This is a genomic window from Burkholderia sp. AU33423 (assembly GCF_002223135.1).
GTDB lineage: Bacteria > Pseudomonadota > Gammaproteobacteria > Burkholderiales > Burkholderiaceae > Burkholderia > Burkholderia lata_D.
The window spans coordinates 450,578-470,167 of the sequence record NZ_NKFH01000004.1; the positions used below are offsets into that span (position 1 = coordinate 450,578).

A 19,590-nucleotide genomic window follows, 5' to 3' on the forward strand; every position below is an offset into this window, starting at 1 on the left:
TCATCAATATCAGGAGTCCGGAATGCAGGCATTACAAGGAATCAGGGTCGTCGATCTGAGCCGCGCGCTGTCGGGGCCGTTCTGCTCGATGGTGCTCGCCGATCTCGGCGCCGACGTGATCAAGGTCGAGTCGGGGCCGCACGGCGACATGAGCCGCGCATGGGGGCCGTTCGATCGCGGCGTGAGCACGTACTACCTGTCCTGCAACCGCAACAAGCGCGGCATCTGCGTGGACTTCCGGCAGCCGGCCGGCCTCGACGTCCTGCGCCGGCTGATCGCGCAGGCCGACGTCGTGATCGAGAATTTCAAGGCGGGCACGATGGACGCGATGGGGCTCGGCTATGCCGCGCTGAGTGCGCGCGATCCGCGGCTCGTGATGGGCAGCGTAACCGCGTTCGGCCCGCGCGGCCCGTTGCGCGACTGGCCGGGCTTCGACCAGATCGCGCAGGGCTATGCGGGGCTGATGAGCCTCACCGGTTTTCCCGACGGCGAGCCGACGCGCACGGGCACCGCGATCGGCGATCTCAGCTCGGGGATGTGGGTCGCGACCGGCGTGATGGCGGCGCTGTACGAGCGTGAGCGCACCGGGCGCGGGCAGCATGTCGGCACGTCGCTGCTCGAAAGCCTCGTTTCGCTGCTGAGCGTGCACGGGCAACGCTACCTGAGCCTCGGCGACGTGCCGCGGCGCACCGGCAACGCGCATGCGGTGATCGCGCCGTATGGCGTGTTCGAGACGGCCGACGGGCCGCTCAACCTCGCGCCGATCACGATCGACATGTGGCTGCGGCTGTGCCAGTTGTTGGACCTGCCCGAGCTGCAGAGCGATCCGCGCTTCGCGACCAACGATGCGCGCGTCGCGCATCGCGACGAACTGAAAGCGTTGCTCGAAAGCCGGCTGCGCACGCGCGGCAAGCGCGAATGGACGCAGCGTTTCGTCGACGCCGGGCTGCCGGCCGGGCCGATCAACACGCTCGACGAAGTGTTCGACGATCCGCAGCTCGCGCATTGCGGGCTGGTCGAGCCCGTCGCGCATCCGACGCTCGGCACGCTGCGCCAGGTCGTCACGCCGCTCGGCGGGATGGGCGACGAGATACCGGCGCCGCGCACGCGCCATGCGCCACCGCTGCTCGGCGAGCATACGGTCGACGTACTGCGCGAAGCGGGGTATGGCGACGATGCGATCGACGCGCTGCTGGCCGAGCGCGCAATTTTCCAGGCGCAAGCCGTGGCGGAGGCCGTGCAATGAGCGACACGACGAAACACGAAGGCGCGTCGAACGTGACGGTCGACAGGGTCGGCGAACGGATCGCGCGCGTGCGGTTCGCGAATCCGGCGCGACGGCATGCGCTCGACGCACCGTTGCTCGATGCGCTCGTCGCGCGCCTCGACGCGCTGGCCGAACACCGTCCGCCGCCCGTCGTGATCCTGTCGAACGACGGCAGCGGCGACGTGTGGAGCGCGGGGCACGACCTGCGCGAACTGGCCGACGATCGCGATCCGCTCGCATACGGCAAGCCGCTCGAACGGGCGCTGCGGCGCGTGCGGACCTATCCGGGCGCGGTGATCGCGGCGGTGTCGGGTTCGGCGTGGGGCGGGGCGGTCGATCTCGTGATGAGCTGCGACCTGGTGGTCGCGGCGCGCGATGCGCGTTTCGCGATGACGCCCGCGAACATCGGCCTGCCGTATTCGACGAGCGGCCTGCTGCGCTTCTACGACAACCTGCCGATCCACGTGCTGAAGGAGATGTTCTTCTGCGCGCAGCCGCTCGATGCGGAGCGCGCCGCGCATCACGGGCTCGTGAACCGGCTGGCCGACGCGGATGGCGTCGACGATGCGGCGCTCGACGTCGCGCGCACGATCGCCGCGAAGGCGCCGCTCGCGGTGCACGCCGTGAAGGAACAATTGCGCGTGCTGCAGGACGCGCGGCCGTTGCCGGTCGATGCGTTCGAACGGATCGCCGAGTTGCGCCGGCAGGCTTGCGACGGCGGCGACTTCGACGAAGGGCTGCGCGCGTTCTCGGAGCGGCGCGCGCCGGTGTTTCGCGGCGTCTAGGCGATGGGTTGTGCGAGCGGGGTGCGCAAGCGGTGAAAAGCGTGCGGACGCGTTCGTGTGGTTGTGCAGGTATCGGTTGCGTCGTTCGCGGCCGCCGTCGTGTGCCGCGTTGCCGTACATCACATGCCGAGCGCGTGCACGCCGGCGAGCAACAGCGCACCGATCGCGATCAGCAGCAGCGCGTGAAGGCGCGTGTAAATCACGCACAGCGTCGATGCAACCGCGATCGCGCGCGCGGCCCAGCCGCCGTCGAGCGCCTGCAGCAGCACCCACACCGACGCGAGGATCATGCCGGCCGCGACCGGGCGCAGGCCGGCCTCGAGCGCGATCTGCCAGCGCGCCCCCTGGTGCCGCCGCCACAGATGCGCGACGCCATAGATCAGGAACGCCGTCGGGCCGAACAGCGCGAGCGTCGCGATCACCGCGCCCCAGAAGCCGGCCACCTGCCAGCCGATCAGTGTGGCCAGCAGCGAGCCGGGGCCCGGCGCCATCCGCGCGATCGCGAAGTCGTTCACGAATTGCGTGGCGGTCATCCAGTGATGCACGTCGACGACCTGCCGCTGGATGTCGGCGATGATCGCTTGTCCGCCGCCGATCGTTGCGATCGACAGCGGCGCGAACACGCCGAACAGCGCGGCGTAGCGTTGCGATGCGGTCATCGCGTGTCGCTCCCGGCTGGCGTCGCGGCCGCGCGGCGGTATTCGAGCGCGACGCTCAGCGTGCCGCCGACCAGCACGGTCCACACGAGCGGCCAGTGCAGCACGGCCACCGACACGAAGGTGAGCGCCATCACCGCGAACGGCAGCGCGCGGCGGGGCAATCGACGCACCGCCGTGATCGCCATCGAGATCGACAGCCCGATCGCCGCGGCTGCCGAGCCGGCGAGCGCGACATGCGTGAGCGGAAAGCGCGTGAGGGTCGAGAATGCGATGCCGAACAGCACGATCAGCACGGCGGGCGGCGCGATGATGCCGGTGAAGCCGGCCACCGCGCCCCGCCATCCGGCGAGCCGGTAGCCGATCCAGATCGCGAGGTTCTTCACGTTGACGCCCGGCAGCGCTTGCGACAGCGCGAGGCCGTTGAGGAACGCCTCCTCGTCGAGCCAGCGCCGCTCGTAGACGAAGTCGCGCATCATCCGCCCGCTGAGCCCGCCGCCGAAACTGGTCAGGCCGATCTGCGAGAACGCGATGAACAGCGCGAGGACGCCGGGTGGCGGCGCATCGCCTGCAGGCGGTGCAGGTGAGGTGGCGGCTGAGGGCGGGGGCATCGGGCGGGAGGCGCGTGGCGGTTGGGCGGATCGCCCATGTTAGCAAGCGGACCCTGTCAGCACGCTGACATGGGCTCGGTGGCGATGCGATGAAAGTGTGCTGCTGAATCGACGGACGTGTGCAGGCACATCGGACACATCAGGCACGTCAGCGCATCAGGCACATCCGCGCAGCGGCAAGTCCGCATATCCGCCACATCCGCTCGGCCGCAACCCCGGGCCGCTACGCGCGCACGACCGTCACGCCTGCCGCCTCGATCGGCTTCGTCAGCGCGGCGTCGGTTTCCTTTTCGACCACCACGGTTTGCGCCAGCGTGAGTTCACCGATCACGAACTGCGACGCCGCGCGCAGCTTCGACTGCGACGCGAGCACGACCGTCTCGGCCGTGCGTTCGGCGAGCGCGCGCTTGATCGCCGCTTCCTCGAAATCGCCGGTGCTGAGCCCCGCGACCGGATGCACACCCGTGACGCCCATGAAGTACAGGTCCGCATGGATGCGCGCAATGCCTTCCATCGCCGCCGCGCCGACGGCCACGATCGAATGCTTGTAGAGCCGCCCGCCGATCAGGATCACGTCGATCGACGGATGCGCGGCGAGCGCGACCGCGACACTCGGGCTGTGCGTGACGATCGTCGCGCGCAGGTCGGCCGGCAACTGGCTGACGAGCAGCGCCGAGGTCGTGCCGCCGTCGACGATCGCCACCTGCCCGGGCGCGATCATCTCCGCGGCCCGCCGCGCGATGCGCCGCTTCTCCGCCGTCTCGAGCGCCTCGCGCTGCGCGAACGGCGCAACGGCGGGCGATGCCGGCAGCGCACCGCCATGCACGCGCTGCAGCAGGCCTTCGGCCGCAAGCTCGCGCAAGTCGCGGCGGACGGTATCTTCGGACACGCCGAATTGCGCGCTCAGTTCGACCGCCAGCACCTGGCCGTCGCGCGCGAGTGCGTCGAGGATCGCTTTCTTGCGTTGAGTCGTCAGCATCGTGATTGCACGAATTTTCTTGAAGTTGCACGAATATGCACGTTACCATGGGCGCCGTCTTTTGTCGAACCGGAGGCTGCGATGGCTGCAACGCGGGACCGTGTCCGCATCGTCGATACGACGGTGCTGTCCGATGACTGGTATGTGCTGAAGAAGGTGACGTTCGATTTCCTGCGCCGCGACGGAACTTGGCAGCGCCTGAGCCGCGAGACCTACGATCGCGGCCATGGCGCGACCATCCTGCTGCGCAACGCCGGGACGGGCGACGTGCTGCTGACGCGGCAGTTCCGGATGCCGGCGTTCGTCAGCGGGCACGACGGCATGCTGCTCGAGGCCGCCGCCGGCCTGCTCGACGACGCGACGCCCGAAGCCCGCATCCGCGCGGAGGCCGAGGAGGAGACCGGCTATCGCGTGCGCGGCGTGCGCAAGGTGTTCGAGGCGTTCATGAGCCCCGGTTCGGTGACGGAGAAGCTGCATTTCTTCGTCGGCGAATACGATGCGTCGCTGCGTACCGGCGACGGCGGCGGCGTCGCGGAAGAGGGCGAGGATCTCGAGGTCGTCGAGATGCCGCTGCAAGCCGCGCTGGACGCGATCGAACGCGGCGAGATCGTCGATGCGAAGACGATCATGCTGCTCCAGTACGTCGCGCTGCGGGAAACCGCCGGCGCGCGCACGGCATGACGCCGCTGCTCGTGCTGGTCGCCGGCCCCTATCGCAGCGGCACGGATGGCGACCCCGCGCGCATCGCCGCGAACCTGCACCGCTTGGAGCAGGCGGCGCTTGCCGTGTATCGCCGCGGACACGTGCCGATGATCGGCGAATGGGTGTCGCTGCCGCTCGCCGTCGCGGCCGGGTCGCGACAGGTCGGCGACGCGATCAGCGAGACGTTCCTGTATCCGGCCGCGCACCGGTTGCTGCGCCGCTGCGATGCCGTGCTGCGCATCGACGGCGCGTCGCGCGGGGCGGACATGGACGTCGGTCTCGCACGGCAGCTCGGCAAGCCGGTCTATTTCGCGGCCGACGACATTCCGGTCGCGCAGGACGATTCGGATAGCTGAACAGGCGAGGACGCGGCCAGCGGGCGCACCGCCGGCCGCCCCCTGCATCGGCCGGCTGACCGCATCCCTCGCGGCCGGGCGAGCATCGGGTCAAGCCGTTGCATTGCGCATGCCGCGGCGCGCGCGAACCGGCGTATGATCGCGACGCCACCCGCGCACCGCCCGACGCTACCACCGTCCCATCATGCCGCTTTCCGATTCCGCTGCCGCCACTGCTGCTACCGCCGCACAACTGCCCGCCGATCTCGTCGCTTCCGCCGTCGCCGCGCTCGCGCGTGCCGACGCATTGCTCGTGACGGCCGGCGCCGGCATGGGCGTCGATTCCGGGCTGCCCGATTTTCGCGGCACGGACGGCTTCTGGCGTGCGTATCCGGCGCTGCGCCACGAGCGTTTCGAATTCCACGAGATCGCGTCGCCGCACGCATTCCGGGCACGCTCGCCGCTCGCGTGGGGCTTCTACGGGCACCGTCTCGCGCTTTACCGCGCGACGGTGCCGCATGCGGGCTTCGCGATCCTGCGTCGCTGGATCGACGCGATGCCGAACGGCGGCTTCGTGCTGACCAGCAACGTTGACGGCCAGTTCCAGAAAGCCGGCTTCGATCCGGCGCGGATCGTCGAGATCCACGGGTCGATCCACGCGATGCAGTGCCTGCGCCCCTGTTCGGACGACACGTGGGAAGCGGCGTCGTTCGTGCCGGACGTTGATGAGGCCACCTGCCGCATCGTCGGCGACCTGCCGCGCTGTCCGCACTGCGGCGGCCTCGCGCGGCCGAACATCCTGATGTTCGGCGACACCGGCTGGCTCGGTGCGCGCTACGACGCGCAGGAACGCGCGCTGGAAGACTGGCTCGCGCAGGCCGGGCGGGTCGCCGTGGTCGAGATCGGCGCGGGCACCGCGATCCCGACCGTGCGCCTGCTGAGCGAACGGCTCGGTGCGGACGTGATCCGCATCAACGCGCGCGAAGCGCATGCGCGCCGTGCGGACGTGATCGGCTTGAAGGGCGGTGCACGCGCAACGCTGAGCGTGCTTGATCGTGCCTGGCACGGCGACTGAGCGCCGCGCCACTGGCCGACCGGCGACGACCGCGCAGTTACGGCTGCGCGACGAGCGCCTGCACGAGCGCCGGCGCGACGGGTGAACCGAGTCCCGTCACGTAGTCGTAGCCGCCCGCCGCGTTGCAGACGCTGCCGCAATTGCCGTTGGACCCGATCGTCACGTCGTGAAAGTCGCTGCCGTAGGCGGTTTTGCCGACCGTATAAAGCGCGTCGTAGCTACCGCTCAACGATTTCTTGCCGGCTGCCGTGCGCAGCGAATTGGCGATCGCGACGAGCGCCGACCATTGCGGCGCGCCTGCGCTCGTACCACCGACCTGGAACCAGCCGGCCTGCCCCTGATAGGTGACCGAGTCGTACACGGCGAAGCCGCTGGACGGATTCGCGTCGTAGCTGACGTCGGGCACGCCGCGCTTGCCGGCCACCGGAATCGGCCACGCGGTCTGTCCGGCCGGCTCGGCCTCGGTCGTGCTCACGCCGCCGCCGCTGCCGCTCCATGCGGCTTCGCCGACATAGTTGCCGGCCGCATCAGACGACAGCGTCGTGCCGCCGACCGACACCACGTAGGGCGATGCCGCCGGGTACTCGGTCCCGGTGCCGCTGTCGCCGGACGACGCGACGAACGTGACGCCCGGGACGTTGAAGTGGCTGTCGGAGCCGGTCTCGCTGCTGAACTCATTGCCGCCGAAACTCATCGACACGACCGACGCGCCGCGTTTCACCGCGACGTCGACCGCGGCCAGCAGGTCGCTGAAGCTGGCGGATGCAGCCTCGACGAGCACAATTTTCGCCTTCGGCGCGATCGCATGCACCCATTCGACGTCGAGCGATATCTCGAGCGACCAGCCCGAATCCGTCCTGGGCCGCGTACCGCGTGCGTATACCTTGGTGAAACAGCCGTTCGACGACGTGCAGGCCGGCAGCGAGAATGCGTTGCTGAACACGCCGAGATCGGACTCGATCTTCGGGTCGTCGTATGCGTCGACGATCGCGATGGTCGTCCCGTCGCCCTGGTTGGCAATCGAGTCGAAGCCGTATGCATGTCGGGTGAGTGCCGGCGTGAGGCCGGCGATCGCGGCCGTGCTCGCACGCGGCTTCGTGTGGAACGGCGGCCGTGCGAAGCCTTTCGGTGCACGATTGCCCTCGACGTAGGACGGTGGCCCGTTGCCGTCGGCGAGCGCGACGCCCGATGCGAGCAGCGACGCGCACAGCGCCGGAATCAACATGGATGACAGGCGGATATTGTTCATTTTTCGAGTCTCCATGTCGATGGAGTGGATTGGCAAAATAATTCTACGAAATCGACTGCGTCAATTGCATGGAATATCGGCCGGATTCGGGAATGTCTGATGAGGGAAAATACGTGGAGCACGCATTTTCAAGGGCTAACCCCCGCCGAATTGAATCGCTTTATCGATTTTTGAAAAGCCGATAAATATTCGGCCGATTCAAAATGGATTCGTAATGTCAGATGTAATTGTTTGGAAAATATCGACGTGCGGTGCACGCTTGGAAATAATGAAACGCGTCGCGCCATTGCGACACGATCCGGCGCTCGCGGGCCCGGGCCGCCGGCATTGCCGGCGTGGCGCGATTCCGCATACAGTTCAGCGTAGGCCGCGTCGGCCACGCGGCGGCATCAGTGAGGAGTGCCCTTGTTCTATTCGATCGTCGCGATCTTCGTCGGCGCCGGGCTCGGCGCGTTGCTGCGCTGGTTCCTGAGCCTCGCGCTCAATGAATTCTTTCCCGCCGTGCCGCTCGGCACGCTCGCCGCGAACCTGATCGGCGGCTACGTGATCGGTATCGCCGCCGTCGTGTTCACGACCCGCGTCGGGCTGCCGCCCGAGTGGCGGCTGTTCGTGATCACGGGCTTTCTCGGCGGCCTCACGACGTTCTCGACCTATTCGGTCGAAGTGATGACGCATGCGATGCAGGGCGAATTCGGATGGGCGTTTGCGGTGGCTGCCCTACACTTGACTGGATCGTTCGCGCTGACGGCGCTCGGCATGTGGACTGCGCGCGCGTGGCTCGCGGCGGCCTGAGCGTGCCGCCATCGGAGGGTGCGATGGACAAGGTCTTCCTGCGCTTCTATGTGCACGAGAAGCATCGGCTGCACTGGAAGCCGCTGTGGGAATGGCTGCTGGAGGAGGCGAACCGGATGGGCGTCGCGGGCGGCTCCGCGTTTCGCGCGATGGCCGGGTTCGGCCAGCATCGCGTGCTGCACGAGGACCGCTTCTTCGAACTGCAGGGGTCGCTCGCGATCGAGATCGAATTCATCGTCACCGAGGACGAGGCGCAGCGCTTGCTCGACCGGCTGTCGCGCGAGAAGGTGCGCGTGTGCTACGCGATGATGCCGGCGCGCTTCGGCGTGATCGACACGCTCGGCGGACCGCCGGCGCAGGGGCCGGCGGCGTAGGGTGCGGCGTTCGCGTCAGATGCCGAACATCGTCAGCGACACGGCGGCGCGCGTGACGACCATCAGCAGCACCTGCACGATCACGAACAGCAGGATCGGCGACAGGTCGATGCCGCCGAGGTTCGGGATGATGCGGCGCAGCGGGTTCAGGAACGGCGCGGTGAGCTGGTAGAGGATCGGCATCGCCGGCGAACGCGGGTTGAGCCACGACAGCAGCGCCATCAGGATCGTCATCCAGATCACGAGATTGAGCGCCCACTTCACGACGGTGAGCAGCGCGACCACGACGAGCGTCGCGATCACCGAGGCCGGGTCGAAGCCGGCCATCACGACCATCAGCACGACGTAGACGAGCGCGGTGAGCAGCGCGGCGACGACGCTGGCCCAGTCGATGCCGCGCACGCCCGCGATGACGCGGCGCAGCGGCAGCACGAGCCAGTTGGTTGCCTGCAGCACGGCCTGCGTGACGGGGTTGTACGGTGGCACGCGGACGGCCTGCATCCAGACGCGCAGGATCAGCGCGGCACCGAATAGCGTGAAGACGGTATTGAGCAGAAAACGGGCGATCTCGCCGAACATCGTTGGCATCCTTTTTTAGTCAGTAGCGTGCGGCCGCCAACGCCGGATGGCGGCGCATCGGCCGACACATTATCACGCCTCGTCTTGCGACGGGGAGGGGTGTGCCGCGGTGCGCGCGAGCGACGTTTCGACGGCTTCGGCGAGCGCCGGCAGCGACGCCGGCGGCGTGGCGCGCTGCGCCGCGAGCGCGATCGCGCGGCGGGTCAGCAGCGCGTACAGCGCCGCATGATCGCCGCCGCGCGTTTCAAGCAGTGCCAACTGGCGTTCGACGATGCCCGTGTCGCCGCGCGACACCGGGCCGGAGAGCGCGTTCGCGAGCCCCTTGTCGCGTGCGGTTTCGATCGTGCCGGCCAGCATCGGCAGCAGCGCGCGCAGCGCGGCGTCCTCGTCGAAACCGAGGCCGCGCCACAGCTCGACCGCTTCCGCCAGCCCGCACAGCGCGAAGCTCGCCGCATAGTGCGCGGCTGCGTGATAGAGCATCCGGCCGCCGGCCGGAATCGACAGCGGATGGCAGCCGAGTGCGGCAGCAAGTCGCAGCAGCGTCGCATGCAACGCGCCGTCGGCTTCGATCGTGACCGAGCAGCCGTCGATGCGGGCGAGGTCGGCGTCGGTGCCGCCGAACAGGTAGAGCGGATGGAAGCCGCCGGTGGCCGCGCCTTGCCGTTTCGCCGGATCGAGCAGGGCGACCGCCGACGCGCCGCTGCAGTGAACGACGGCCTGCTGCGCGGCGCGCGACGCGTCGAAGTGCAGCGCCGCGGCGGCCGACGCGAGATGGTCGTCGGGCACGGTCAGGAAGATCAGGTCGGCGGCGTCGGCGACCTGCTGCGGCGTGTCGACCGCGTGGCAGCCGTCGATGCGCGCGGCGAGCGCCGCGGCCGACGCGGGCGTACGGCTCGCGATCGCGACGACCGGAAAGCCGGCCTGCGCGAAGCGCTGCGCGACGCAGCGCGCGAGACGGCCGGCGCCGATGAAGCCGAGGCGGGGTGTGTCGGGGAGGGACATGGCAGCGGGTGTAAGCGAAAACGAAGCAACCGCCAGTATCGCAGGAATGACTGCGGGGCCGCGAAAGGGAAGTTTCCGCGCGAGCACGTGACTTGGCTTGTCGGTAGGCGGCGCGATATCGATGCGTGTATCACCGTCCGGCACCCCGGTCGATTCATGATTGAGGAACCCGACCCCGAAACATGTCCCCCTATTCGGCTTGAAATGTCGGCATCTTGTCTCAAATTTGTAATCGTTCATTACGGTTGCGTGCCCGCTGCGCGCGCCGTATCCGGTAAGACTGACCGGCCATGATGTTGCGACCCGACCCGTCGGACGGAATCGCGCGACCCGCAAGGGTTTCCGCCGGTGCTCCGAGCCACGCTGCACGGCGGCTCCGGCCACCTGCAATTGCAATTTGCAACAAATGCACGGTACGCGAGGGGCGGGTTTTCGCTACATTGCTTCCATGCGACGTGCATGCCCGCCGTTGCCGACAGGGGCGCATAAAATACCGCTCCAGCAGGAGAATCGAAGTGAAAAAGCTCATTCCGTTCATCGCCGCCGCCGCGCTGGGTCTGGGTGCCGCAAGCGCTGCACAGGCTCACGTGTCGATCGGGGTCGGCATCGGTATTCCGGTCGCGCCCGCGTATCCCGTCTATGCACCGCCGCCGCCCGTGTACTACGCGCCGCCGCCTCCGCCCGTCTATTACGCACCGGCGCCGGCCTACTACGCGCCGCCGCCCGCCGTGGTCGTCGGTGGCTACTATGGCCGACCGTACTGGCACCATGGCTACTATGGTGGCGGCTGGGGCCATCACGGCTACTGGCGTCGCTGATTCGTGCCGCGCGGCCTAGCCGCGCGTGGCAAAACGGCGCAACGTCCCGCGAGGGGCGCTGCGCCGTTTTTTCTTTGGAGCCGCCGCCCGACCTCGGTGAGCGACCCGGGCAGGCCGGCTGCGATTACACCGCGTGCACGATCAGGTCGCGGTAGCCGCCGACGATCACGCTGTACGAGAAATACGCAAACAGCAGCGCCGACGCGATGTGACACGCGCGCATCAGCCCGGCGCCCGCGCGCTTGCGCCCCTGGCTCGCGAGCGTGCACATGAAGAGCGTCCACGCGAGGCCGCCGAGGAAAAAGCCCGACAGGAACACCGACGCGGTGGCCGGCGTGGTCGCGCCGGCCTTCGCGATCAGCGCGCCGCCGACCGCCGCGAACCACAGGATCGCGCTCGGCGACGACATCGCGAGCAGCATCCCGCGCAGGAAACTGCGCCGTGCGCTGGCGCGCGGCTGCGGCGTGTCCTCGGCATCGTCGCCGGCTGCCTTGGCCGGCGTGAGCGCTTCGCGCGCCATCTTCCACGTGAGGAACAGCAGCACGGCGCCGCCGCCGATCCACACGATCCAGCGCACCGGCTCGAACTGCAGCAGCACGGCCATCCCCGCAAGCGCGAGCGCCGCATAGACGAGATCGCCGACGCACGAGCCGATGCCGAGCCAGAAGCCCGGCCGGAAGCCGTGCGACAGCGTCAGCGACAGCATCGCGACATTGACGAGGCCGATGTCGAGACACAACGACAGCGACAGAAAGAAGCCGTCGGACAGCATGGAGGCGGGCGGAAAGGTCATCTTCGGTGTTCTGGTCGCGATGGCAGTCCACGGGCCGGCAGGCGCCGGCCGCATGGCGTCAGAGGCCGATCTCCTGCCAGAGCCGGTCGACGCGCGCCTTCACGGCCGCATCCATCTCGATCGGGCGACCCCATTCGCGGTTGGTCTCGCCGGGCCACTTGTTGGTCGCGTCGAGGCCCATCTTCGAACCGAGGCCGGCCACCGGCGACGCGAAATCGAGATAGTCGATCGGCGTGCTGTCGACCATCACGGTGTCGCGCACGGGGTCGACGCGCGTCGTGATCGCCCAGATCACTTCCTTCCAGTCGCGGATGTTCACGTCTTCGTCGACGACCACGATGAACTTCGTATACATGAACTGCCGCAGGAAGCTCCACACGCCGAACATCACGCGCTTCGCGTGGCCCGCGTAGCTCTTCTTCATCTGCACGATGGCCATCCGGTAGCTGCACCCTTCGGGCGGCAGGTAGAAGTCGGTGATCTCGGTGAACTGCTTCTGCAGCAGCGGTACGAACACCTCGTTGAGCGCGACGCCGAGCACGGCCGGCTCGTCAGGCGGCTTGCCTGTGTAGGTCGAGTGGTAGATCGCGTCGCGGCGCATCGTGATGCGCTCGACGGTGAACACCGGGAACCACTCCTGCTCGTTGTAATAGCCGGTGTGGTCGCCGTACGGGCCTTCGAGCGCGTGCTCGTACTTGGCCGATGCATTGCCGGCGGGGCGCGGCGGTGCGCCGGCCGGAGCGGGGGCGGGCGAGCCTTCCTGCGGATAAATGAAGCCTTCGAGCACGATCTCCGCGCGCGCGGGCACCTGCAGCGTGTCGACGCCGGGCGTCAGGCACTTCGCCAGCTCGGTGCGGCTGCCGCGCAGCAGGCCGGCGAACTGGTACTCGGACAGTGAATCGGGCACCGGCGTCACCGCGCCGAGCGTCGTGGCCGGATCGGCGCCGAGCACGACCGCGACCGGATACGGCTTGCCGGGGTTCCGCAGCGCGAATTCGCGGAAGTCGAGCGCGCCGCCGCGATGCGCGAGCCAGCGCATGATCAGCTTGTTGCGGCCGATCAGCTGCTGGCGGTAGATCCCGAGGTTCTGCCGCGACTTGTTCGGCCCGCGCGTGACCGTCAGGCCCCACGTGACGAGCGGCCCTGCGTCGCCGGGCCAGCAGGTCTGGATCGGCAGCCGGTTCAGGTCGACGTCGGCGCCTTCCCAGACGATCTCCTGGCACGGCGGCGACGACACCGATTTCGGCGCCATGTCCCACACGGCCTTCGCGAGCGACAGCAGCTTGCCGGCGTCCTTCAGGCTCTTCGGCGGATCGGGTTCCTTCAACGCGGACAGCAGGCGCCCGAGATCGCGCAGCGAATCGAGCGCGGCGTCGTCGCCCGCATCGACGCCCATCCCGAGCGCGACGCGGCGCGGCGTGCCGAACAGGTTGCCGAGCACCGGGAAGTCGTAGCCGATCGGCGCGTTGAACAGCAGCGCAGGGCCGCCGGCGCGCAGCACGCGGTCGCACAGCTCAGTCATTTCGAGCACGGGCGACACGGGCTGCGTGACGCGCCGCAGTTCGCCGAGCGCCTCGAGGCGCTGGATGAAATCGCGTAAGTCTTTGTATTTCATGAAGATGGTCCGGGCCACCCGCCAGGCGGGCAGCGATGGGTGGGCGCAGCGGCCGGCTGCGACCCCGAATCGACCGACGATTTTACCCGCGCTGCCGCATGCCCGCCCGGCGGAGAAAAAAGTCGACCGCGCGCAAACCCCCTACGGCACGGGGCTTGCGATCTGAAGAGTGCCGGCAAATTACTTTTTGTTATAATTTCAAGGTTTTATAGTGTTGACGATCTATAAAACCCTGCTAGAATCCGCTCACATTGGCTGCAGGGTAAAAGGCTTCGAGCCGCCAATCACCGATCTTTGACGCAGCGCGTCACCGTCCGCCGAATCCTGCACGGCGTATCCGACGGCCTTAGTCGTAGTCTCAGCCAGCGCCACCAGACGCTGGTTTTTTGCGTGGGTGCCACCGCGTATGCCCGCCTCGCCCAGTATGCGAAGGTGCCGGCCCTCTTACACCGTGGCCTCGAACGGTACTTATACCGTTTCCCCGATGCTTGCACGCCCCAACCAAAGCGTGCGGCGTCGTGATTCCGCGGCGCGTTACCTGTCTCGCCATCGAGCTGAGCGAGCCGCACGAGTCATGTTCATGGGAGATGATCTGAATGAACGCTTGGTTATCGTGGCGTCCTAGTGAGCAGCATGCGCAATTCGTGCGCAGCATGCTGCGTCGCGGGACGCGTGTCAGTCACCATCTATTCAGCGTTGTCGGCTGTCTCGCTGTCGCAGTTGCGCTTGCACTGTGGCTGCTGCCAACCGTCCGCGGCACGCTCGCCGCGAAGCTGATGCCGGTCGTATCCGCGGCCGTGCAAGCGGGCCCGGCCCGTCTGCTGACCGGCCATCCGCTGCCGAACTTCGCGCCCGCCGGCGTGCAGCCGCAGCAGGAAGACAACAGCCCCGAAACGGACGCGCTTGCGGTCGGCCTCGACGTCGCACCGGAAGCCGCCGCCGCGCAGGGTGATGCGTCCGATCCGGCCCGCAACGGCCCGTCGCCCGTCGCGCTGGCGAAGCTGATCCCGACCCAGCGTGTGGCGGCCGATGCGCGTGACGACCGTGCGCTCGCATCGAATCGCGAACAGGCGCTCGTCGCGACCTACCTGTCGCGCCGTTATCGCGTTGCCCAGGAGCCGCTCGGCCAGCTCGTCAAGGCTGCGTTCCAGACCGGCCGTGACGTCGGCCTCGATCCGCTGCTGCTGCTGTCCGTGATGGCGATCGAATCGGGCTTCAACCCGTACGCCGAAAGCGGCGTCGGTGCGAAGGGCCTGATGCAGGTCATGTCGAAGGTCCATTCCGACAAGTTCGAGTATTTCGGCGGCACCGATACCGCACTGCAGCCGCTCGCGAACCTCCAGGTCGGCGCGCTCGTGCTGAAGGACTGCATCGCACGTGGCGGCTCGCTCGCGAACGGCCTGCGCCTGTACAACGGCTCGACGAACCCCGACGACAACGGCTACGGTTCGAAGGTGATGGCCGAGCGCAGTCGCCTGCGTGACGTCGCGCGTGGTCGTAGCGTACCGGTCAATGCGCCGCAGGCGCCGGCGAAGCCGATCGTCACGGCCGCCGCCGTGACGGCATCGGCAGGCGGTGCGAAGCGCGTGCATGCGACGCTCGAGACGTCGGCGAAGTCGACGGCATCGAAGGAAGCCGCGCCGCAGGACGACGCGAGCGTCGATACCGCGAAACAGTCGCACGGCGATCGTTCGGAGCTCGGCGCGTAACTTGCGCACGGCTCCGGCCGGCGAGAAATGAAAAAGGCACCCGATCCGGGTGCCTTTTTCGCTTTTGCGGAGTGGGCAATGGCCGCCGCGCCGGCCGCGTGTCAGTGCTGCCCGAACAGCGTCGCGAGCCGGTCGACGGCTTCCTCGAGCCGCGAGTAGGCGGTCGCATAGGACAGGCGGATATAGTCACGCGGCGCATGGACACCGAAATCCATGCCGGGCACCAGCACGACGCCCGCGTCGTGCAGCATCGCCGTCGTGAGCGCGGCGCTGTCGCGGGCTGCCGGGTGGGCGACGCCGCCGCAGTGCGCATACACATAGAACGCGCCGTCCGGCATCACGGGCACCGTGAAGCCGAGCCGTTCGAGCGCCGGTGCGATGAAGTCGCGGCGGCGCTTGAATTCGAGCCGGCGCGCTTCGTAGATGTCGAGCGCGGCCGGCTCGAAGCACGCGAGCGCCGCGTGCTGCGCGAGCGCGGACGGGCAGATGAACAGGTTCTGCGCCAGCTTCTCGAACGTGCCGACCAGCGCTGGCGGCACGACCAGCCAGCCGAGCCGCCAGCCCGTCATGCTGAAATACTTGGAGAAGCTGTTCACGGTGACGACGTCGTCGCCGAACGACAGCGCCGACACGGGCGCCGCGTCGTAGCTGAGTCCCTGGTAGATCTCGTCGACGATCGTGAAGCCGCCGCGTGCGCGCACGGCTTCGACGATCCGCTTCAGTTCGTCCGGTTCGAGCGACGTGCCGGTCGGGTTCGACGGCGACGCGAGCAGCACGCCGCGCGTGCGATCGCCCCAGCGCGTACGGACGTCATCCTCGGTGAGCTGGAAGCGCGCATCCGGGCCGCTCGGCACGAGCACTGCGCGGCCTTCGGCCGCCGCGACGAAGTGCCGGTTGCACGGATACGACGGGTCGGGCATCAGCACCTCGTCGTCACGCCCGACGAGCGCGAGGCATGCGAGCAGCAGCGCGGCCGACGCGCCTGCCGTCACGACGATCCGTTCCGGACTGATCGTGAGGCCGTACGCGTGTGCGTAGTGCGCGGCGATCGCCTCGCGCAGCGGTGCGATGCCGAGCGCGCTCGTATATTGGGTGACGCCGCGGCGCAGCGCGGCCGCAGCCGCTTCGACGACCGGCTCCGGCGCAGTGAAATCCGGCTCGCCGATGCCCATGTGGATAACATCGCGCCCCGAGGACTCGAGACGCTGTGCCTCCTTCATCAGTTCCATCACGTAGAAGGGCTGGATCGCGTCGACGCGTGCGGCGAGTCTGACGAGCGAATCGGTGGCGGTATTCATCGGGCGGGCAGGGCGAGGGAGGCGGAGCAAAGAAAAAACGGGCGCATGCGCGCCCGTTCCGGACCAACGGATTCAGCCGTTGCGGCGCGCCTGCGTTTCGGCGGGGCGCAGCTTCGCGGCGAGCTTGTCGAGCACGCCGTTGACGTACTTGTAGCCGTCGGAGCCGCCGAACGTCTTCGCGAGTTCGACAGCTTCGTTGATGATCACGCGGTACGGCGTTTCGACGTGGTGCGTGAGCTCGAACGTGGCGATCAGCAGCACGGCGCGTTCGACCGGTGACAGCTGGTCGATCGGGCGGTCGAGCGACGGCGTCAGCGCTTCGACGAGCGTCGCGTGCTCGCGGATCACGCCGTGCAGGATCGCGTCGAGCAGCTCCTTGTCGGCCTTGTCGTAACCGAGCGCGCCGCGCAGTTGCGCGTCGATCTCACCGGAGGACGCGTTCGACAGCAGCCACTGGTACAGCCCCTGCGTCGCCAGCTCGCGCGATTGTCGGCGGGCGCTCTTCTTCATGCGCGCTCCTCTTCGTCGTCTTCGTCTTCCTCTTCGTCCTCGTCGTCATCGCCGAGCTGGTCGAGGGCCATCGTCAGGTTGGCCATCTCGACGGCGACGCGTGCGGCGTCACGACCCTTTTCGGTCATGCGCGCGACGGCCTGCTCGTCGTTTTCGGTCGTCAGGACCGCGTTCGCGATCGGCAGGTTGAAGTCGAGGCCGATGCGGGTGATGCCCGCGCCGCTCTCGTTCGACACGAGTTCGAAGTGGTAGGTCTCGCCGCGGATCACCGCGCCGAGTGCGATCAGCGCGTCGAACTGGCCGCTTTCCGCGAGCTTCTGCAGCGCGAGCGGGATTTCCAGCGCGCCGGGCACCGACACGAGCAGCACGTCTTCGCCGGTGACGCCGAGGCGTTCCAGTTCCTCGACGCACGCGTCGGCGAGGCCGTTGCACACGGGCTCGTTGAAGCGCGATTGCACGATGCCGATACGCAGGCCGTCGCCTTCGAGATTCGGTTGGTATTGTCCGATTTCCATGATCTTGTCCGTGGTGTGGATGAACGGTTATAGGGCGAAAGCGCCGTGGCGGGTTACGCGTGGGGCGCCGGGCAGGACTTGGCTTCGGCGCCGGGCATCGGAATGAAGCCCGTGACTTCCAGGCCGTAGCCGGACATGCTGCCCAGCTTGCGCGGATTCGACAGCACCTGCATCTTGCCGACGCCGACATCGCGCAGGATCTGCGCGCCGATGCCGAACGTCTTGAAATCAACCGGCCGGCGCTTGAGCGCAGCGGCCTTTTCTTCCTCGTCGAACGCCTTGAAGACGTCGATCAGGTGTTCCTTCGTGTCGCCGCAGTTGAGCAGCACGATTACGCCGAGGTCGCGCTCCGCGATCTCGCGCATCGCGGCGTCGAGCGTCCACGAGTGCGTCGACACGCCCGTCTCGAGCAGGTCGAGCACCGACAGCGGCTCGTGCACGCGCACCGGCGTATCGACGTCGGGCGATGGCGTGCCGCGCACCAGCGCGATGTGCGGCGAGCCGCTCGGCTGGTCGCGGTACAGCACCGCGCGGAACGTGCCGTGCGCGGTCTGCATCGTACGCTCGGCGATCCGCTCGATGATCGATTCGGTGCGGCTGCGGTACTGGATCAGGTCGGCGATCGTGCCGATCTTCAGATTGTGTTCCTGCGCGAACTCGATCAGGTCGGGCAGGCGCGCCATCGTGCCGTCGTCCTTGATGATCTCGCAGATCACCGCGGCCGGCGTGAGGCCCGCCAGCGCGGTGAAGTCGCAACCGGCCTCGGTATGGCCCGCGCGCACGAGTACGCCACCCGGCTGCGCCATGATCGGGAACACGTGGCCCGGCTGCACGATGTGCTCGGGGCGCACGTCGTGCGCGACCGCCGTGGCGATCGTGTGCGCACGGTCGGCGGCCGAGATGCCGGTCGTCACGCCTTCGGCCGCTTCGATGCTGACCGTGAAGGCGGTGCCGTACTGCGTGCCGTTGCGGTAGGTCATCAGCGGCAGGTGCAGTTGCTTGCAGCGTTCCTGCGTCAAAGTCAGACAAACCAGGCCGCGGCCGTACTTGGCCATGAAGTTGATCGCTTCCGGTGTGACGAATTCGGCGGCGATCACGAGGTCGCCCTCGTTTTCGCGGTCTTCTTCGTCGACCAGGATCACCATCCGGCCGGCTTTCAGCTCGGCGATGATGTCGAGCGTGGAGGCGAGCGTCATAAGGGGGCGTGAAAGAGGAAAGTGCGTATTTTACGCCAGCCGGACGACGTTTCGGCTGGCATGGGCCGCGCGCGGCCGGCGAGTGCTCCGGAAAGCACTGCGGCCGGCCTGTGCGGCAGGCCTGGCGGGCCGCCGCGCATTGGCTGCACGCGCATGCGGACGGTGGCGGGCCTGCCCGGCCGCGCGTCAGGCGTGCTGGTCGCGCCCGCCCAGGTAGTCGAGCTTGCCGAGCTCGACGCCGCTGTGGCGCAGGATGTCGTACGCGGTCGTCACGTGGAAGAAGAAATTGGGCAGCACGAAGTTCAGCAGGTACGACTGGCCGGTGAACTCGATCGGGCCGACACGCATCTTCAGCACGATCTGGCGCGCCTCGCTGCCGTCGATCTGCGCGGCGTCGAAGCTTTTCAGGTAGTCGATCGTCTTCTGGATGCGGGCGTGCAGTTCGTCGAAGGTCTGCTCGACGTCCGGGTAGCTGGGGATCTCGACATCGGCGAGGCGCGCGGCACAGCCCTTGGCCGTGTCGGTCGCGATGTAGACCTGGCGGACGAGCGGCAGCATGTCCGGGTACAGGCGGGCGCCGACGAACACCGACGGATCGATCTGCTTCTCGGCCGCATGCGCCTGCGCCTTGCCGAGGATGTGCTGAAGATTGGTCAGGCCACGGATCAGGACAGGCACCGAGGCCTGATACATCGAAATGGACATGGGGACGACTCCTTGAGGAAGAGGG

Annotated in this window: 22 protein-coding genes; 9 read left to right on the forward strand and 13 right to left on the reverse strand. The window is 68.0% G+C overall.

Features of this window, described 5'->3' with window-relative positions; all coding sequences use genetic code 11:
- Positions 1 to 22: 22 nt before the first annotated feature.
- Both CFB50_RS04730 and scpB read left to right on the forward strand, forming a co-directional pair.
- A complete protein-coding gene (locus CFB50_RS04730; RefSeq protein WP_089445095.1) occupies positions 23 to 1,246 on the forward strand; it encodes a CaiB/BaiF CoA transferase family protein in 1,224 nt (407 codons plus the stop codon).
- Positions 1,243 to 2,052, forward strand: a complete 810-nt coding sequence (gene scpB, locus CFB50_RS04735; RefSeq protein WP_089445096.1) for a methylmalonyl-CoA decarboxylase — start codon at positions 1,243 to 1,245, stop codon at positions 2,050 to 2,052. The genes CFB50_RS04730 and scpB overlap by 4 nt, the downstream gene beginning before the upstream one ends.
- Before the next feature lie 119 nt (positions 2,053 to 2,171).
- On the opposite strand, the gene CFB50_RS04740 is transcribed toward scpB, so the two are convergent.
- The 3 genes from CFB50_RS04740 to CFB50_RS04750 all read right to left on the reverse strand — a co-directional run bounded on the left by CFB50_RS04740 (position 2,172) and on the right by CFB50_RS04750 (position 4,298).
- Positions 2,172 to 2,711: a chromate transporter gene (locus CFB50_RS04740; RefSeq protein WP_089445097.1), complete on the reverse strand. Its 540-nt coding sequence runs from the start codon at positions 2,709 to 2,711 to the stop codon at positions 2,172 to 2,174.
- Positions 2,708 to 3,319, reverse strand: a complete 612-nt coding sequence (locus tag CFB50_RS04745; RefSeq protein ID WP_089445098.1) for a chromate transporter — start codon at positions 3,317 to 3,319, stop codon at positions 2,708 to 2,710. Before CFB50_RS04745 ends, CFB50_RS04740 begins: the two co-directional genes overlap by 4 nt.
- A gap of 223 nt (positions 3,320 to 3,542) precedes the next feature.
- A complete protein-coding gene (locus CFB50_RS04750) occupies positions 3,543 to 4,298 on the reverse strand; it encodes a DeoR/GlpR family DNA-binding transcription regulator (RefSeq protein ID WP_089445099.1) in 756 nt (251 codons plus the stop codon).
- 81 nt (positions 4,299 to 4,379) lie between these two features.
- Here CFB50_RS04750 and CFB50_RS04755 point away from each other — a divergent pair, with 81 nt between their 5' ends.
- The 3 genes from CFB50_RS04755 to CFB50_RS04765 all read left to right on the forward strand — a co-directional run bounded on the left by CFB50_RS04755 (position 4,380) and on the right by CFB50_RS04765 (position 6,410).
- Positions 4,380 to 4,979, forward strand: coding sequence for an NUDIX domain-containing protein (locus tag CFB50_RS04755; RefSeq protein ID WP_089439421.1), 600 nt, complete (start codon positions 4,380 to 4,382; stop codon positions 4,977 to 4,979).
- Positions 4,976 to 5,356 carry a DUF4406 domain-containing protein gene (locus CFB50_RS04760; RefSeq protein ID WP_089445100.1) on the forward strand — a complete coding sequence of 127 codons (381 nt, stop codon included), beginning with the start codon at positions 4,976 to 4,978 and terminating at the stop codon, positions 5,354 to 5,356. Before CFB50_RS04755 ends, CFB50_RS04760 begins: the two co-directional genes overlap by 4 nt.
- A gap of 184 nt (positions 5,357 to 5,540) precedes the next feature.
- Entirely contained in the window at positions 5,541 to 6,410 is an 870-nt protein-coding gene (locus CFB50_RS04765) for an SIR2 family NAD-dependent protein deacylase (protein ID WP_089445101.1), read from the forward strand.
- Between the two features lie 37 nt (positions 6,411 to 6,447).
- On the opposite strand, the gene CFB50_RS04770 is transcribed toward CFB50_RS04765, so the two are convergent.
- Entirely contained in the window at positions 6,448 to 7,659 is a 1,212-nt protein-coding gene (locus CFB50_RS04770; RefSeq protein ID WP_089445102.1) for a S53 family peptidase, read from the reverse strand.
- Positions 7,660 to 8,064: 405 nt separating this feature from the next.
- Here CFB50_RS04770 and crcB point away from each other — a divergent pair, with 405 nt between their 5' ends.
- Together crcB and CFB50_RS04780 are read left to right on the forward strand one after the other, a co-directional pair.
- Positions 8,065 to 8,451: a fluoride efflux transporter CrcB gene (crcB, locus tag CFB50_RS04775; RefSeq protein WP_069247354.1), complete on the forward strand. Its 387-nt coding sequence runs from the start codon at positions 8,065 to 8,067 to the stop codon at positions 8,449 to 8,451.
- Between the two features lie 23 nt (positions 8,452 to 8,474).
- Positions 8,475 to 8,825 (forward strand): DUF190 domain-containing protein, encoded by a 351-nt coding sequence (locus CFB50_RS04780; RefSeq protein ID WP_089446033.1) that lies wholly within the window; start codon positions 8,475 to 8,477, stop codon positions 8,823 to 8,825.
- A 15-nt stretch (positions 8,826 to 8,840) separates the two neighbouring features.
- Here the strand turns inward: CFB50_RS04780 and CFB50_RS04785 are convergent, their stop codons facing one another.
- Together CFB50_RS04785 and CFB50_RS04790 are read right to left on the reverse strand one after the other, a co-directional pair.
- Positions 8,841 to 9,404 carry a YggT family protein gene (locus tag CFB50_RS04785; protein WP_069247355.1) on the reverse strand — a complete coding sequence of 188 codons (564 nt, stop codon included), beginning with the start codon at positions 9,402 to 9,404 and terminating at the stop codon, positions 8,841 to 8,843.
- A 72-nt stretch (positions 9,405 to 9,476) separates the two neighbouring features.
- A complete protein-coding gene (locus tag CFB50_RS04790) occupies positions 9,477 to 10,406 on the reverse strand; it encodes a Rossmann-like and DUF2520 domain-containing protein (protein WP_089445103.1) in 930 nt (309 codons plus the stop codon).
- A gap of 515 nt (positions 10,407 to 10,921) precedes the next feature.
- On the opposite strand from CFB50_RS04790, the gene CFB50_RS04800 reads away from it, so the two are divergent.
- Positions 10,922 to 11,224, forward strand: coding sequence for a hypothetical protein (locus CFB50_RS04800; RefSeq protein ID WP_039371021.1), 303 nt, complete (start codon positions 10,922 to 10,924; stop codon positions 11,222 to 11,224).
- A 124-nt stretch (positions 11,225 to 11,348) separates the two neighbouring features.
- Here CFB50_RS04800 and CFB50_RS04805 read toward each other — a convergent pair whose 3' ends face one another.
- On the reverse strand, positions 11,349 to 12,017 hold the full coding sequence (locus CFB50_RS04805; protein WP_089445105.1) for a LysE family translocator: 669 nt from the start codon (positions 12,015 to 12,017) through the stop codon (positions 11,349 to 11,351).
- A 58-nt stretch (positions 12,018 to 12,075) separates the two neighbouring features.
- Positions 12,076 to 13,632, reverse strand: a complete 1,557-nt coding sequence (locus CFB50_RS04810; RefSeq protein WP_089445106.1) for a UbiD family decarboxylase — start codon at positions 13,630 to 13,632, stop codon at positions 12,076 to 12,078.
- Between the two features lie 596 nt (positions 13,633 to 14,228).
- Here CFB50_RS04810 and CFB50_RS04815 point away from each other — a divergent pair.
- Positions 14,229 to 15,341, forward strand: a complete 1,113-nt coding sequence (locus CFB50_RS04815; RefSeq protein ID WP_089445107.1) for a lytic transglycosylase domain-containing protein — start codon at positions 14,229 to 14,231, stop codon at positions 15,339 to 15,341.
- A gap of 101 nt (positions 15,342 to 15,442) precedes the next feature.
- Here CFB50_RS04815 and CFB50_RS04820 read toward each other — a convergent pair whose 3' ends face one another.
- From CFB50_RS04820 to CFB50_RS04840, 5 genes are all read right to left on the reverse strand, one after another.
- A complete protein-coding gene (locus CFB50_RS04820; RefSeq protein WP_089445108.1) occupies positions 15,443 to 16,639 on the reverse strand; it encodes a pyridoxal phosphate-dependent aminotransferase in 1,197 nt (398 codons plus the stop codon).
- 72 nt (positions 16,640 to 16,711) lie between these two features.
- Positions 16,712 to 17,149: a transcription antitermination factor NusB gene (nusB, locus tag CFB50_RS04825; protein ID WP_021157083.1), complete on the reverse strand. Its 438-nt coding sequence runs from the start codon at positions 17,147 to 17,149 to the stop codon at positions 16,712 to 16,714.
- Complete coding sequence (gene ribH, locus CFB50_RS04830) at positions 17,146 to 17,664, reverse strand: 6,7-dimethyl-8-ribityllumazine synthase (RefSeq protein WP_011351235.1); 519 nt, start codon at positions 17,662 to 17,664, stop codon at positions 17,146 to 17,148. Before ribH ends, nusB begins: the two co-directional genes overlap by 4 nt.
- A 53-nt stretch (positions 17,665 to 17,717) precedes the next feature.
- Positions 17,718 to 18,860, reverse strand: a complete 1,143-nt coding sequence (gene ribBA, locus CFB50_RS04835) for a bifunctional 3,4-dihydroxy-2-butanone-4-phosphate synthase/GTP cyclohydrolase II (RefSeq protein WP_089445109.1) — start codon at positions 18,858 to 18,860, stop codon at positions 17,718 to 17,720.
- Positions 18,861 to 19,046: 186 nt separating this feature from the next.
- On the reverse strand, positions 19,047 to 19,565 hold the full coding sequence (locus CFB50_RS04840; RefSeq protein WP_069247362.1) for a DUF1993 domain-containing protein: 519 nt from the start codon (positions 19,563 to 19,565) through the stop codon (positions 19,047 to 19,049).
- Positions 19,566 to 19,590 lie beyond the last annotated feature (25 nt).

Excerpts from the sequence above, each read along its gene's own strand:
- CFB50_RS04730 (WP_089445095.1), top strand. The coding sequence starts at position 23 with ATGCAGGCATTACAAGGAATCAGGGTCGTCGATCTGAGCCGCGCGCTG.
- scpB (WP_089445096.1), top strand. The coding sequence starts at position 1,243 with ATGAGCGACACGACGAAACACGAAGGCGCGTCGAACGTGACGGTCGAC.
- CFB50_RS04740 (WP_089445097.1), bottom strand. The coding sequence starts at position 2,711 with ATGACCGCATCGCAACGCTACGCCGCGCTGTTCGGCGTGTTCGCGCCG.
- CFB50_RS04745 (WP_089445098.1), bottom strand. The coding sequence starts at position 3,319 with ATGCCCCCGCCCTCAGCCGCCACCTCACCTGCACCGCCTGCAGGCGAT.
- CFB50_RS04750 (WP_089445099.1), bottom strand. The coding sequence starts at position 4,298 with ATGCTGACGACTCAACGCAAGAAAGCGATCCTCGACGCACTCGCGCGC.
- CFB50_RS04755 (WP_089439421.1), top strand. The coding sequence starts at position 4,380 with ATGGCTGCAACGCGGGACCGTGTCCGCATCGTCGATACGACGGTGCTG.
- CFB50_RS04760 (WP_089445100.1), top strand. The coding sequence starts at position 4,976 with ATGACGCCGCTGCTCGTGCTGGTCGCCGGCCCCTATCGCAGCGGCACG.
- CFB50_RS04765 (WP_089445101.1), top strand. The coding sequence starts at position 5,541 with ATGCCGCTTTCCGATTCCGCTGCCGCCACTGCTGCTACCGCCGCACAA.
- CFB50_RS04770 (WP_089445102.1), bottom strand. The coding sequence starts at position 7,659 with ATGAACAATATCCGCCTGTCATCCATGTTGATTCCGGCGCTGTGCGCG.
- CFB50_RS04780 (WP_089446033.1), top strand. The coding sequence starts at position 8,475 with ATGGACAAGGTCTTCCTGCGCTTCTATGTGCACGAGAAGCATCGGCTG.
- CFB50_RS04785 (WP_069247355.1), bottom strand. The coding sequence starts at position 9,404 with ATGTTCGGCGAGATCGCCCGTTTTCTGCTCAATACCGTCTTCACGCTA.
- CFB50_RS04790 (WP_089445103.1), bottom strand. The coding sequence starts at position 10,406 with ATGTCCCTCCCCGACACACCCCGCCTCGGCTTCATCGGCGCCGGCCGT.
- CFB50_RS04805 (WP_089445105.1), bottom strand. The coding sequence starts at position 12,017 with ATGACCTTTCCGCCCGCCTCCATGCTGTCCGACGGCTTCTTTCTGTCG.
- CFB50_RS04810 (WP_089445106.1), bottom strand. The coding sequence starts at position 13,632 with ATGAAATACAAAGACTTACGCGATTTCATCCAGCGCCTCGAGGCGCTC.
- CFB50_RS04815 (WP_089445107.1), top strand. The coding sequence starts at position 14,229 with ATGAACGCTTGGTTATCGTGGCGTCCTAGTGAGCAGCATGCGCAATTC.
- CFB50_RS04820 (WP_089445108.1), bottom strand. The coding sequence starts at position 16,639 with ATGAATACCGCCACCGATTCGCTCGTCAGACTCGCCGCACGCGTCGAC.
- nusB (WP_021157083.1), bottom strand. The coding sequence starts at position 17,149 with ATGAAGAAGAGCGCCCGCCGACAATCGCGCGAGCTGGCGACGCAGGGG.
- ribH (WP_011351235.1), bottom strand. The coding sequence starts at position 17,664 with ATGGAAATCGGACAATACCAACCGAATCTCGAAGGCGACGGCCTGCGT.
- ribBA (WP_089445109.1), bottom strand. The coding sequence starts at position 18,860 with ATGACGCTCGCCTCCACGCTCGACATCATCGCCGAGCTGAAAGCCGGC.
- CFB50_RS04840 (WP_069247362.1), bottom strand. The coding sequence starts at position 19,565 with ATGTCCATTTCGATGTATCAGGCCTCGGTGCCTGTCCTGATCCGTGGC.